Raw genomic sequence first — 13,709 nt, forward strand, 5'->3', positions numbered from 1 at the left:
CCTCGCGCGGCCGGGCGTTTTGTTGCGGGCCAATTTCATACCGTCGGCGCGAGCGGCTAGCGCGACGCGAGCAAATACCACGCTTCCCCTAGCGGAAACCCGCTTGACGTCCACACTTCTTTTGGAATATATATTCCATCGCGACCTGTTTTTTCCGTTTACATTCCACGTGATCCGGGGCAGCAGGACGCGGTTTCGATCAGTATGAAATGTGCTGAGCGAAATCCAGCTGGTCTCTAGGGGCCGGACCGGAGGAATTATTCAAAGCGGAGGAATGAGGATGAACCGTATACTCGCGGCACTGGGAATCGGCGCGGCGCTCGTTGCTGGTATAGCCATGCCGGCGCAGGCCGAAGGCGAACGCTACGTACTCGTCAGCCACGCGCCGGACAGCGACAGCTGGTGGAACACCATCAAGAACGCTATCGACGTTGCTGGCAGCCAGATGGGCGTTACCGTCGAATACCGCAATCCGCCAACCGGCGATCTCGCCGACATGGCCCGCATCATCGAACAAGCGACAGCGTCCAATCCGGACGGCATCATTGCCACCATTGCCGATTTCGACGTCCTTTCAGGGCCGCTGGGCAATGCCGTCGGCAAGGGCATTCCGGTGATCACGATCAATTCGGGTACGCAAGAGCAGTCGAAGCAGATCGGCGCGCTCATGCATGTCGGGCAGCCGGAATATGACGCCGGCAAGGGCGCTGGCGAAAAGGCAAAGGCCGCTGGCGTGACGAATTTCCTATGCGTCAATCATTACATCACCAACCCGGCCTCGGTTGAGCGCTGCCGCGGCTACGCGGACGCGCTTGGCGTCGATCTCGGCAGCCAGATGATTGATTCCGGCCAGGACCCGGCCGAAATCAAGTCGAAGGTTCTCGCCTATATGCAGGCGAACCCGGACACCAACGGCATCCTGACGCTTGGGCCTCTTTCGGCGCACCCGACGATCGCCGCGCTGGACGAAAGCGGCAAGGCCGGTACGATCCACTTCGGCACGTTCGACCTTTCGGGCGAAATCGCCGATGCAATCAAGGGCGATGTCATCGCTTTCGGAATCGACCAGCAGCCCTACTTGCAGGGCTATCTGCCGGTCGTCATTCTGACCAACCTCACCCGCTACGGTGTGGTGCCGGGCAACTCGATCAACTCCGGACCGGGCTTTGTGACCAAAGCCAATATCGGCTTGGTCGAGCAATACGCCGGCGAATACCGCTAGGCGTCAATCGGGGCGGCAGCGCGCGCCGCTGTCGCCCTTTCCGCACCTGCAAACGGATTCCGCGCCGACCAACAACGGTTCGTCGCATGAAGGAGGCTTGTCATGGCAACCGACGATACGAGCGCCAAGGCAATCGAGGAGGCGAAGGACGAGCGTCTTCAGAAAATATCGCCGTTGAGAAAGGCCTTGGTGCGGCCGGAGCTTGGTGCGATTTGCGGCGTCATTGTCGTCTTTGGTTTCTTCCTGGCCGTTGCCGGCTCCAGTGGGATGTTCGCGCCGGAGGGCATCATGAACTGGGGGGTCGTCTCCGCCCAGTTCGCGATTATCGCTGTCGGTGCATGCTTGCTGATGATCGCCGGCGAATTCGACCTCTCGGTTGGCTCGATGATCGGTTTTTCCGGCATCATCATCGCTTTGATGTCCGTGACACTCGGATTCCCTGTCTGGTTCGCCATTCTGACCGCCTTTGTCATCGCGATCACCATCGGCGCACTCAACGGCTTTCTCGTCATCAAGACCGGCCTACCCTCCTTCATCGTGACACTGGCGTTTCTCTACATCCTGCGCGGCCTCACGATCTTCATTTCCATTTCCACCACGCGCCAGACGATTATCGGCGGCGTAAGGGATGTATCGGAAGGTGACCCGATCGCATGGTTGTTCGGCGGAAAGATCCTGAAGGGACTGTTCGTCTGGCTCGCTGATCTCGGCGTCATCGACAAGTTTGTCGCCGGGCCGCGCGCCGGCGAGCCCGTGGTAGACGGCATTCCGATGCTGATGGTCTGGGCCATCGCGCTGATCGTGTTCGGCCACATCCTCCTTACCAAGACCCGCTTCGGCAACTGGATCTTCGCTGCCGGCGGCGATTCCGTCGCTGCCTCGAATTCGGGCGTGCCAGTCCAGCGTGTAAAAATCCTGATGTTCATGTTCACGGCCTTCTGCGCGACGGTGTTCGCGACCTGCCAGGTGATGGAGTTCGGATCTGCATCCGCCGACCGCGGCGTGCTCAAGGAATTCGAGGCGATTATCTCCGTTGTCATCGGCGGCGCACTGCTGACCGGCGGCTACGGCTCGGTGATCGGCGCCGCGCTCGGCGCACTCATCTTCGGCGTCGTGCAACAGGGCCTGTTTTTCGCCGGTGTGGAGAGTTCGCTGTTCCGCGTGTTCCTCGGCGTGATCCTGCTGCTGGCGGTGATCCTCAATACCTACATCCGTCGCATGATCACGGGAGAGCGCTGAGATGACCGAGCCTCTGGTAGAACTTCTCGATATCGAGAAACACTTCGGCCCGGTCATCGCGCTCGCCGGCGTGTCCGTATCCGTACTGCCCGGCGAGTGTCACTGCCTGCTTGGCGACAATGGCGCCGGAAAGTCCACCTTCATCAAGGTAATGTCGGGTGTCCACAAACCGACCAGTGGAACCATCAAAGTCGGCGGGCGCGACGTGACTTTCTCCGGCCCGCGCGAAGCCATGGATGCAGGCATTGCGACCGTATACCAGGATCTTGCGATGATCCCGCTCATGTCGGTGACGCGCAATTTCTGGATGGGACGCGAGCCGCGCAAGGGCTTCGGGCCATTCAAGTATTTCGATTTCGAGACCGCCAATGCGGTGACCATGGAAGAAATGCGGAAAATGGGGATCAATCTGCGCGAACCGAACCAAGCCGTCGGCACGCTCTCCGGCGGCGAACGCCAGACGGTGGCGATCTCGCGCGCCGTCTTCTTTGGCGCGAAGGTCCTGATCCTCGACGAACCGACATCCGCGCTGGGTGTTCGCCAGACATCCAACGTGCTGGCCACGATCGACAAGGTCCGCAGGAACGGAATCGGTGTTGTATTCATCACCCACAATGTGCGCCACGCCTTCGCAGTCGGAGACAGATTCACCGTTTTGAACCGCGGCCGCACGCTTGGCACGGCAAAACGCGGCGAAATCGACGCCGAGCAACTACAAGACATGATGGCGGGCGGACAGGAACTGGCGCAACTCGAGGGGTCGCTCGGCGGTACGGTCTGACCGGGACGCAGTTGCACAGATCAACAGAAGAACACAGGGAACACTAGATGGCTTTGCGTATTGCACTGCTCGGCGCCGGACGGATCGGAAAGGTCCACGCACGCGCGATTGCGGACGACCCCGACGCGGAGCTCGCCTGCGTCGCCGATCCGGTCCCGGAGGCAGCCGACGCGCTCGCGCGCGCATTTGGGTGTCCCGTCAGCGATGTCGACAGCATCGAGATCGCATCCGATATCGACGCCGTCGCAATCTGTACGCCGACCGATACCCACGCCGACCTGATCGAGTGCTTCGCCCGCGCCGGCAAGGCGATCTTCTGCGAAAAGCCGATCGACCTCTCGCTCGAACGGGTCAGACAATGCCTGACCGTCGTTGGGAAAACCGGCGCGACGTTGATGATCGGCTTCAATCGGCGGTTCGATCCGAATTTCGCCGCCGCCAAGAAAGCAATCGACGAAGGTGAGGTCGGCGACATCGAGATGATGCAGGTCACCTCGCGCGACCCGGCGGCACCGCCGGCCAGCTATATCGCTTCATCCGGCGGCATTTTCCGCGACATGACGATCCACGACTTCGACATGGCGCGCTTCATCCTCGGCGAGGAACCTGTATCGGTCTATGCGACCGCGTCTGCAATCACCGACCCGCAGATCGGCGAACTGGGCGACCATGACAGCGTGTCAGCGATCCTCATGACCGCGTCCGGCAAGCATTGCACGATTTCCAACTCGCGGCGCGCCACCTACGGATATGACCAGCGGCTTGAGGTTCTTGGTGCCGCCGGTTCGGTTTCGGTCGAAAACCAGCGCCCGGTCTCGATCGAAGTCGCCACCGCGACCGGATACACCAAGCCGCCGCTTCACGACTTCTTCATGACGCGTTACCGGGATGCTTACGCGGCCGAGATCGCGGCATTCGTCAAGGCGGTCAACAGCGGTACGCCGCCGTCCCCGAACGGCCATGACGGCCTCGTCGCACTGGCGATCGCGGAGGCCGCCCTGAAGTCCGTGACCGAACAACGGCCGGTCGCCATGTCGGAGATTCTCGGTTGAGGCGCGGGCGGAACAGCGAACGCGTTTCACCGGGTTCGAACCACAAATGGAATGCATGTTCCATTCGTGTAATGGAGTTTCGATGAACGAAGAAGCAAATGGCATCGTGTCGGAAGCGGCGGTCCCGGAAGCGCCGCGCAGCTACGACGCATTGCGCGAACGGATCGCCGCAACCCAGGACAGCCTGCCGAAACGGCTCGCGCAGGCAGCCCGGCATGCGCTCGCCCATCCAGATGAGATCGCGCTCGAAACTGCAGCGAGCATTGCGAGCGCGTCGGGTGTCCAGCCTTCGACACTGGTTCGATTGGCCCACCATCTTGGTTTCGAGGGCTTCTCGGACTTCCAGTCGGTCTTTCGCGACCGCCTGAAGGACCGGTCATCCAACTACGAGGAACGCCTGCTCCGACTGGAACAGGGAACCGCGGGCGACTCCCACGAGGACGCGTTGCTGAACGGCTTTCTCAACGCAGCAAGGCGTTCCATCGACAGTCTATCGAACGCCATAAGCCCGGTCGAATTCGGGCGTTGCGTCAGCATCCTGGCCGAAGCCGAAACGATCTACCTGATCGCCAAGCGTCGCGCCTATCCGATGGCCGCTCACATGTCCTACGCATTCGGCAAGCTGAACATCCGCGCCGTGACGGTCGACACCGCCAACGGGACCGATTTGGAACTGGTGCAGATGGCGACGCGCGCCGACGCGGCGATTGCATGCAGTTTCGCGCCCTACGCACCTGCTTCCGTGGAACAGGCGCGCAAGCTCGCCGACATGCAGGTGCCGATTGTCGCGATCACCGATTCCGCGCTTTCGCCCCTGGCGGCCTGCGCGGATCACTGGATCGAAATCGCCGAGAGCGACTTTGCCGGCTTCCGTTCGCTTTCCGCGGGTATCGCGATGGCGTCGGCGTTGCCGGTGGCAGTCGCCGAACGCCGCCGCTTTCAGGTCCGCTGATGACAGGTTGTGCAATCCGCCCCGGCGCCAGAAATGAACCTTGCGTGCGCAATGGCGGCACGGACATCCCGGCTGCCGCCCCGGAGGGATGTAATGTCTGAAACCGACAACGAACTCGATGTCATTACCATCGGACGGTCGTCCGTCGACTTGTATGGCGAACAGATCGGCGGCCGCCTTGAAGACATGGCTTCGTTTGCCAAGTATCTCGGCGGCTCGCCGACCAATATCGCCGCCGGTTGCGCGCGGCTCGGCCTTCGCTCGGCGCTGATCACACGCGTCGGCAACGAGCATATGGGGCGCTTCATCGTCGAGCAACTGCAGCGCGAGGGCGTCGAGACATCGGGTGTGGTCACGGATCCGCAGCGGCTAACGGCGCTTGTGCTGCTCGGCATACGCGACCGTGAGAGCTTTCCGCTGATCTTCTACCGTGAGAACTGCGCCGATATGGCACTCTGCGAGGATGACATCGATCCCGCATTCATTGCCAGGGCGCGAGCGGTCTGCGTGACGGGAACGCATCTTTCCAATCCGCAGACCGAGGCCGCCGTGTTGAAGGCGCTTCGCCTCGCCCGCGACGGCGGCAAGAAGACCGCGCTCGATATCGATTACCGGCCCAATCTCTGGGGGCTGGCCGGACACGGTGCCGGTGAAAGCCGCTTCATCGCGTCCGATCAGGTTACCGCGAAGCTGCAATCGACCCTGCACATGTTCGACCTGATCGTCGGCACCGAGGAAGAGTTCCACATTGCAGGCGGCTCGACCGATACGGTCTCCGCATTGCGCGCCGTGCGTGCTGTTTCATCAGCGACCCTGGTCTGCAAGCGCGGCCCGATGGGCGCCGTTGCCTTTGACGGCAGCATACCGGACGATCTCGACGCGGGCGAAACCGGACCGGGTTTTCCGATCGAGGTGTTCAATGTACTCGGTGCAGGCGACGGTTTCATGAGCGGCCTGCTGCGCGGCTGGCTGACCGGCGAAGACTGGCCGACTGCGCTGAAATACGCCAATGCCTGCGGTGCCTTCGCCGTCTCGCGTCACGGCTGCACGCCGGCCTACCCGTCATGGGAAGAACTGCGTTTTTTCCTGCAGCGCGGCATCAAGACCCCTGCCCTTCGCCATGACCGCGAACTGGAACAGATCCACTGGTCGACCAACCGCAGCGGCGCATGGCCCGTCATGCGCGTGTTCGCCTTTGATCACCGTTTGCAGTTCGAGGAGATGGCCGATGCGGCGGGCGCGGACCATGGCCGGATTGGCATGTTCAAGAAGCTCTGCCTCGATGCCGCATTGACCGTCGCGGATGGCCGGGAGGGCTACGGTATCCTTTGCGACAACCGGCTTGGGAGCGACGCGCTCCATGCGGCAGCCGGCAGCGGGCTTTGGATCGGCCGCCCGGCCGAGTTGCCCGGGTCGAGGCCGCTCTCATTGGAGGCTGAGCTCGGCGAGGATCTTGGCGGCATTGGCGAGTGGCCTGTCGAGCACGTCGTCAAGGTGCTTTGCCACTGCCATCCCGACGACGACGAGGAGCTTCGCCGGCAACAGGAAGCGACGGTCAAGAGGCTGTTCGCGGCCGCACGCCGCAACCGTCTCGAAACCTTGCTGGAGGTGATCCCGTCGAAGATCGGCCCGGTCGACGACAGCACGACCGCAGATCTGATCGAGCGTTTCTACAAGATCGGCGTCTATCCCGACTGGTGGAAGCTGGAGCCGATGAAAACCGATACCGCATGGGCGAACGCATGCGCGGCGGTCGAGAAATACGACGCCCACACGCGCGGTATTGTCGTACTCGGTCTCGAAGCACCCGCAGAGGAGCTTGCCGACAGCTTCGAATGTGCGGCCCGCCACGAACTGGTCAAGGGCTTCGCCGTTGGCCGCACCATCTTCGCCGATGTCGCAAAGGCGTGGCTTGCAGGCAATACAACCGACCGCGAGGCCGTTGCATCGATGGTCGAACGCTACGCTGCGCTTTGCGCCGTCTGGGACGCGGCAAGCGCCCGGGCGCAGGTGCGATAACCGAGGAAGGGCACGATGGAAACCATCAGGCTGACAGCCGCACAGGCCATGGTGCGGTATCTTTCCAACCAGTATAATGAGGACGGCGATCCGTTCATCGCCGGATGCTGGGCGATCTTCGGCCACGGCAATGTCGCCGGCCTCGGCGAAGCGTTGCATGGCGTGCGTGACAGTTTTCCCACTTGGCGCGGCCACAACGAACAGACGATGGCGCATGCGGCTATCGCCTTCGCCAAGCAGAACCGCCGCCGCCGGGCAATGGCGGTGACGTCGTCAATAGGGCCAGGCGCGACCAACATGGTCACCGCTGCGGCACTCGCGCATGTCAACCGGCTTCCGGTGTTGCTCCTGCCGGGCGATGTATTCGCGGGGCGCGGCCCCGACCCGGTGCTGCAGCAGGTTGAGAGTTTTTCCGATGGCACGGTCTCGGCCAATGATTGTTTCCGGCCGGTCAGCCGCTACTTCGACCGCATCACCCGCCCTGAGCAACTGTTGGCCGCACTGCCGCGCGCAATACGCACCATGACCGATCCGGCGGACTGCGGGCCGGTGACGCTCGCCTTCTGCCAGGACGTGCAGACAGAGGCATACGATTATCCGGCAAGTTTCTTCGAAAACCGGGTCTGGCATCAACGCCGGCCGGCGCCCGACATGCGCGAACTCGCCGCCGCGGTTGACGCAATCCGTGCAGCCAGTCGCCCGATGATCGTCGCCGGCGGCGGCGTCCACTACTCCGGCGCTTGCGACGCGTTACGCAGCTTCGTCGAGGTGACCGGAATTCCCGTCACCGAGACCCAGGCCGGCAAGTCCGCACTGCCCTGGGATCATCCGCTCAATATGGGACCGGTCGGTGTCACCGGCGCGTCGAGCGCCAATACGGTCGCCGAAACGGCCGATCTCGTGATCGGCGTCGGCACCCGGTTCCAGGATTTCACCACCGGTTCATGGGCGCTGTTCAAGGATCCCGACCGCAAGATCCTCGCGATCAACATTCAGGCCTATGACGGACACAAGCATGCAGCCATTCCGTTGATCGCCGATACGCGCATTGCGCTCGAGCAACTGGCCGATGAACTGAACGGTTATCGGGCAGCGCCGCCTGCGGAAAACCTGAAGGCGGACTGGTTCGCCGCCGCCGACGCGGTGACCGCCGCGCCGGCGCCCGACGATAACGCGCTTCCGACCGACATGCAGGTAATCGGCGCAGTGCAACGCGCCGCCCGCGACAACACGGTCGTCATGTGTGCCGCCGGCACGATGCCGGGCGAGTTGCACAAGCTCTGGAAGGCCGGGCGGCCGATGTCCTACCACATGGAATACGGCTACTCCTGCATGGGATACGAGATCGCCGGCGGCCTCGGCATCAAGCTCGCCGAACCGGATCGCGACGTGATCGTCATGGTCGGCGACGGCTCCTACATGATGGCCAATTCGGAACTGGCGACCGCCGTGATGATGGGCGTCAAGATTACCGTCGTGGTTACCGACAACCGTGGCTTTGGCTGCATCAACCGGTTGCAGATGGCGACCGGCGGCGAACAGTTCAACAATCTGCTCGACCACGCTGTTCACGCGAATCCGTCGCATATCGACTTCGCCGCCCATGCCGCTTCGATGGGAGCGGACGCGGCGAAGGTATCGACCATTGCCGAATTGGAGAACGCCCTGGCGCGCGCCCGCGACACGGCCGAGCCGAGCGTCATCGTCATCGACACCGACCCCTACCCGTCGACCGAGGCCGGCGGTCACTGGTGGGATGTCGCGGTGCCTGAAGTTTCTCCCCGGCCACAGGTCCGCGCGGCACGCGAGGCCTACGACCGGCAACGCCGCGCCCAGCGTGCCGATTAGGAGCCTGATCATGATCCGCTACGGCACCAATCCGATTGCCTGGTCGAATGACGACGATCAGACGCTCGGCGCCCATATCAGCCTCGAAGAGTGTCTCTCGGACACCGCCCGAATCGGCTTCGACGGTATCGAGAAGGGGCACAAGATGCCCAATGACGGCGATGCGCTGAAGAAGGTGCTGGCCGCGCACGGTCTTGTCTTCGTCTCCGGCTGGTATTCGACCGAACTGCTGGAGCGCAGTGTCGAGGCTGAGAAAATCGCCATGCAGCCGCATCTCGACATGCTGAAAGCCAACGACTGCAAGGTCTGTGTTGTCGCCGAGACATCGAACGCGATCCATGGCAATGACGCAGTGGCGCTTGCCGACAAGCCGGTGCTCGACCCGGCGCGCTGGCAGGCTTTCGGCGACGCCATGGAGGCGCTCGGCGAATGGACCGCCAGCCAGGGCATTGACATCGTGTATCATCATCACATGGGCACGATCGTCGAGACGCGCCGGGAAATCGAACGCTTCATGGACGTGACCGGCCCCGCAACGCGGCTGTTGCTGGATACCGGCCACGCCCTCTTCGGCGGCTCCGACCCAGCGGAACTGGCCCGCGCCTACATGGATCGCATCGGCCACATACACTGCAAGAACGTTCGCCCCGTCATCCGTAACCAGGTTTGGGACGAGCGGCTTTCGTTTCTCGAGGGCGTACGTCGTGGCGTCTTCACGGTTCCCGGCGACCCTGAGGGAGAAGTCGCGTTCGAACCGGTCTTGAAGATAGCCGCCGAGCACGGCTATGACGGCTGGCTGGTCATTGAGGCGGAGCAGGATCCCGATCGGCGCGACCCGTTCGAGTACCAGTCGCTCGGTTTCGCGGCGCTCAAGGAAATGGCGCGGTCGACCGGGCTGGACATTGCGAGCTAGGAATCATGCAATGAAGTTCTTCGATTTCGACAATCCGTTCTACCGCCCACTTTGGCGGCGGATCGCCATTGTCGGCTTCTCGGCGGCGTGGTCCGTTTTCGAATTCGCCATCGGATCGCCGTTCTGGGGCATGCTGATCGGCGGTATCGCCGCTTTTGCCTTCTACAATCTCTTTGTCGCCTATGATCCGGGTGAACCGGATTCCGATGCGGGAAAAATGGAGTAGCGCCATGCTGAACCTGCTTGTCAGACCCGAAGGCGAAAAGGGCCGCGTATCGCATGTGACCCCGCAATCGGCCGGATGGACCCATGTCGGCTTCGACATGCACAGGCTTTCGCCCGGAGAAATGGTGACGGCTGAAACCGGCAACCGCGAGGTTTGCCTCGTCTGGGTGACCGGCAAGGGATCGGCCATAGCCGGGGGCGCGGATTTCGGATCGCTGGGCGGCCGCACGTCGCCCTTCGAAGGCGAACCGGCGGCGCTTTATGTGCCAGCCGGCTTGGATTGGAGCGTCACCGCCGAGACCGATCTTGAACTTGCGGTCTGCTCGGCGCCCGGCACGCCCGGCGCGCGCCCGGCTCGCGCCATCCGACCCGAAAACCTGTCGAAGGAGACACGCGGCAAGGGTACGAACACGCGCTACGTCACCAATATCCTGCCCGAAGACCAGCCGGCGGATTCGCTGCTCGTCGTCGAGGTGATCACGCCGGGCGGCCACACCTCGTCCTACCCGCCGCACAAGCACGACACTGACAACCTGCCACATGAATCGCTGCTGGAAGAAACCTATTACCACCGGCTCGATCCGCCGCAGGGCTTCGCCTTTCAGCGGGTCTACACCGACGACCGCTCACTCGACGAAGCGATGGCGGTGGAGGACGGCGACGTGGTGCTGGTACCCAGGGGTTATCATCCCTGCGCGGCCTGCCACGGCTACGACCTCTACTATTTGAACGTCATGGCCGGCCCGAAGCGGACATGGAAGTTCCACAACGCCCCGGAACATGAGTGGCTGTTTGGGACCTGAGAGACCATGGCGAACCCGGCAGGATTCGAACCTGCGACCTGATGATTAGAAGTCACCTGCTCTATCCAGCTGAGCTACGGGTCCGTCGGGGTTTATTTGGCCGCGGCGGCGGCAATGGTCAAGCGCCGGCACGAACCGCGCGGATCAGTGCGTCCAGGGCGTCTTGCGGTCGAACTTGAAATTGTCCGAATAGGAAATCCGCCGGCGCTTGCTTTCCTTCGGCTCTTCGACACTGACGGCAATGCCGTGCTTGCGCGCATAGGCGACAGCATCGTCGCGACTTTCGAACTTCAGACGGACCTGCGCCAATGGCTCTGCCGAGGAGGTGTATCCCATCAGCGGCTCGACTGTACGCGCGGTCTCGCGGTTGAATTCCAGCACCCAGTAACCGGTTTTCGCTTTGCCCGATTGCATCGCCGTTTTTGCCGGGCTGTAGATGCGTGCTGACACCGTCTCGTCTCCATTCTTGACGGTTTCCGGCGGTTGGTCGGAGCGGCAGGATTCGAACCTGCGACCCTCTGGTCCCAAACCAGATGCGCTACCAGGCTGCGCTACGCTCCGATCCCCGAAAACCGGGACATTCCGCGCGATCCGTATCCGATGCTACGGCTGACTGCAAGTAGGCAATCAAAGCAGAGCGCATTCGATTACAGCATCGGTTCCGCTGACCGCCGCGCACGCTGCATTCCGCTAGTCAATCCGCGGTAATTGCTGGATGCGACAGCCGGTCGCCCAGATCGACTTTGAGGTAGTTCACGATCCCGGCATTGACCTCCAGTGCATACCGCACCGGCGCTCCCGACGGAATCGGCGCCTCGGAAAACGGTTCGGTGTCGCGCGCGATCGAGCGGATCTCCCCATCGGCCGCCACGAAGACGATATCGAGCGGCCGCGGCGTATTGCGCATCCAGAAGCTAACCGGTTTTTCATCCTCGAACACGAACAGCATTGCCCGGTTCGGCGGGAATTCTTCGCGGAACATCAGCCCGCGCGAACGTTCATCCGCATCGTCGGCGATTTCCAGATCGAACTCTGCGATGAGGTCGTCGCCGCGCATCAGTTTGAGCGGTTCGGGGTGCAGGTCGAGCAGCATCGGTTCCGATGCCTGCTCCTGCGCACGGATCGTCGTCAGCGCCCCGATGACGAGGACCGCGAGGACCCCGGCAAAGACCAGATGCAAATGTTGAAACCGTTTCATGTCCCACCGCCGCTTGATTCAGCGTGGCATGATCAATGGGAAGAAGGCAATTGTGTGCCCAGATCCGGGTAGATTTCGGCGGCCATGAGACCCTTTTCGCCATGCCCGAACCGGACAATCACCACCTGCCCGGCCCGCAGCTCGGTCAGGCCAAAACGCCGCAGCGTCTCCATGTGCACGAAAATGTCTTCCGTTCCCTCGCCGCGCGTGACGAAACCGAACCCTTTGGTCCGGTTGAACCACTTGACGATCACCCGTTCCAAGCCGCTCGACGGCGTAACATGCACGTGGGTTTTCTGTTCACTTTCGCCCGGATGCACGGCTGTCGAGTTGTCCATCGACACGACATGAAACGCCTGCAAACCTCGGTCGCCCTGCTTGGCCTGGCATACGATGCGCGCGCCTTCCAATGCGGTCTGGAAACCATCCCGCCTGAGGCAGGTCACATGCAGCATGACGTCGCCAAGTCCGGCTTCATCGGGTACGATGAAACCGAAGCCTTTGGAAACGTCAAACCACTTGATCGAACCGGAGACCTCAAGAACATCCGTTTCTTGCGATAGCGGGGTGCCCAGACCCGCCTTCTCCGTCGATGACCCCTTGTCCGCCATTGCGCACGCTTTTTCCAATAAACACGGAACTGATTCTCACCCCGAGGATAACATTGAGAAGCGGAATGGCCACAAGGTACATCTTGGGTTTTGCACATCTCGTTAAGGTTCACGCAAGGTTTGTTTTCGCGCTTTTGAGGTCTTGTCATGCCGTAACGGAGCGCTATGACTCGCCAACGAAGGAGATTCCCATGCGCTATCTGCACACCATGGTTCGCGTCACCGATGTCGATGCGTCGCTCGATTTCTACTGCAACAAACTGGGTATGGTGGAAGTTCGCCGGATCGATAATGAAGCCGGCCGGTTCACCCTGATCTTCCTCGCTGCTCCGGGCGACAAGCAGCGTGCCCAGGCCGAATTCGCTCCGTTGGTCGAGCTCACACACAACTGGGATCCCGAGGAATATTCAGGCGGACGCAACTTTGGCCACCTCGCCTATATCGTCGACGACATCTACGAACTCTGCGGTCGATTGCGCGACAGCGGCGTCACGATCAACCGTCCGCCGCGCGACGGCAATATGGCATTCATCAAGTCACCGGACGGTATTTCCATCGAGTTACTGCAGGACGGCGACGCCCTGCCGCCACAGGAACCATGGCTATCGATGCCCAACACCGGTACTTGGTGAGCGCTTAACCGATTGAAACAAAATCACTAATCCTGCCGAATTGACGCTCGATCAGCGTCGGTTTACGCTCGCCTGCAGCGTATAATCGTTTGTTTACCATGTGGGGCTAGGTGGACGGTTGAACTGGCAACCGGCCAGGGGAAAAGGCGATCCGTTGATAGTCTCTGGCGCGAATCAATTTGGCCGCATTACGGCACGTTGGGCTGTGCTGGCG

Annotated in this window: 14 protein-coding genes and 2 tRNA genes; 11 read left to right on the top strand and 5 right to left on the bottom strand. The window is 61.9% G+C overall.

The window, feature by feature from the left end:
* Nucleotides 1-280: 280 nt before the first annotated feature.
* From ACO06R_RS14430 to iolB, 10 genes are all read left to right on the top strand, one after another.
* Nucleotides 281-1,222, top strand: a complete 942-nt coding sequence (locus ACO06R_RS14430) for a sugar ABC transporter substrate-binding protein (RefSeq protein ID WP_421851306.1) — start codon at nucleotides 281-283, stop codon at nucleotides 1,220-1,222.
* A 102-nt stretch (nucleotides 1,223-1,324) separates the two neighbouring features.
* Entirely contained in the window at nucleotides 1,325-2,461 is a 1,137-nt protein-coding gene (locus ACO06R_RS14435) for an ABC transporter permease (RefSeq protein WP_421851309.1), read from the top strand.
* 1 nt (nucleotide 2,462) lies between these two features.
* Complete coding sequence (locus tag ACO06R_RS14440) at nucleotides 2,463-3,242, top strand: ATP-binding cassette domain-containing protein (RefSeq protein WP_421851313.1); 780 nt, start codon at nucleotides 2,463-2,465, stop codon at nucleotides 3,240-3,242.
* 47 nt (nucleotides 3,243-3,289) lie between these two features.
* Nucleotides 3,290-4,294 carry an inositol 2-dehydrogenase gene (gene iolG / locus ACO06R_RS14445; RefSeq protein ID WP_421851316.1) on the top strand — a complete coding sequence of 335 codons (1,005 nt, stop codon included), beginning with the start codon at nucleotides 3,290-3,292 and terminating at the stop codon, nucleotides 4,292-4,294.
* A gap of 82 nt (nucleotides 4,295-4,376) precedes the next feature.
* Entirely contained in the window at nucleotides 4,377-5,246 is an 870-nt protein-coding gene (locus ACO06R_RS14450; protein ID WP_421851320.1) for a MurR/RpiR family transcriptional regulator, read from the top strand.
* A 93-nt stretch (nucleotides 5,247-5,339) separates the two neighbouring features.
* Entirely contained in the window at nucleotides 5,340-7,265 is a 1,926-nt protein-coding gene (locus ACO06R_RS14455) for a bifunctional 5-dehydro-2-deoxygluconokinase/5-dehydro-2-deoxyphosphogluconate aldolase (RefSeq protein WP_421851323.1), read from the top strand.
* Between the two features lie 15 nt (nucleotides 7,266-7,280).
* On the top strand, nucleotides 7,281-9,113 hold the full coding sequence (iolD, locus tag ACO06R_RS14460; RefSeq protein WP_421851326.1) for a 3D-(3,5/4)-trihydroxycyclohexane-1,2-dione acylhydrolase (decyclizing): 1,833 nt from the start codon (nucleotides 7,281-7,283) through the stop codon (nucleotides 9,111-9,113).
* Between the two features lie 10 nt (nucleotides 9,114-9,123).
* Nucleotides 9,124-10,026, top strand: a complete 903-nt coding sequence (gene iolE, locus ACO06R_RS14465; RefSeq protein ID WP_421851329.1) for a myo-inosose-2 dehydratase — start codon at nucleotides 9,124-9,126, stop codon at nucleotides 10,024-10,026.
* A gap of 10 nt (nucleotides 10,027-10,036) precedes the next feature.
* Nucleotides 10,037-10,252, top strand: coding sequence for a DUF3329 domain-containing protein (locus ACO06R_RS14470; RefSeq protein WP_421851332.1), 216 nt, complete (start codon nucleotides 10,037-10,039; stop codon nucleotides 10,250-10,252).
* A gap of 4 nt (nucleotides 10,253-10,256) precedes the next feature.
* Nucleotides 10,257-11,054 (top strand): 5-deoxy-glucuronate isomerase, encoded by a 798-nt coding sequence (gene iolB, locus ACO06R_RS14475; protein WP_421851335.1) that lies wholly within the window; start codon nucleotides 10,257-10,259, stop codon nucleotides 11,052-11,054.
* A gap of 7 nt (nucleotides 11,055-11,061) precedes the next feature.
* Here iolB and ACO06R_RS14480 read toward each other — a convergent pair.
* From ACO06R_RS14480 to ACO06R_RS14500, 5 genes are all read right to left on the bottom strand, one after another.
* A tRNA-Arg gene (locus tag ACO06R_RS14480) sits at nucleotides 11,062-11,138 on the bottom strand.
* Nucleotides 11,139-11,198: 60 nt separating this feature from the next.
* Nucleotides 11,199-11,504: an ETC complex I subunit gene (locus ACO06R_RS14485; protein WP_421851338.1), complete on the bottom strand. Its 306-nt coding sequence runs from the start codon at nucleotides 11,502-11,504 to the stop codon at nucleotides 11,199-11,201.
* Between the two features lie 34 nt (nucleotides 11,505-11,538).
* Nucleotides 11,539-11,615: transfer RNA gene (locus ACO06R_RS14490), tRNA-Pro, on the bottom strand.
* Nucleotides 11,616-11,748: 133 nt separating this feature from the next.
* A complete protein-coding gene (locus ACO06R_RS14495) occupies nucleotides 11,749-12,252 on the bottom strand; it encodes a DUF192 domain-containing protein (RefSeq protein ID WP_421851341.1) in 504 nt (167 codons plus the stop codon).
* Between the two features lie 32 nt (nucleotides 12,253-12,284).
* Nucleotides 12,285-12,863, bottom strand: coding sequence for a cold-shock protein (locus ACO06R_RS14500; protein ID WP_421851344.1), 579 nt, complete (start codon nucleotides 12,861-12,863; stop codon nucleotides 12,285-12,287).
* A gap of 191 nt (nucleotides 12,864-13,054) precedes the next feature.
* On the opposite strand from ACO06R_RS14500, the gene ACO06R_RS14505 reads away from it, so the two are divergent.
* A complete protein-coding gene (locus ACO06R_RS14505; RefSeq protein WP_421851347.1) occupies nucleotides 13,055-13,495 on the top strand; it encodes a VOC family protein in 441 nt (146 codons plus the stop codon).
* Nucleotides 13,496-13,709 lie beyond the last annotated feature (214 nt).

The organism is Oricola sp., from assembly GCF_965230365.1.
In the GTDB taxonomy this organism is placed as follows: Bacteria; Pseudomonadota; Alphaproteobacteria; order Rhizobiales; family Rhizobiaceae; genus Oricola.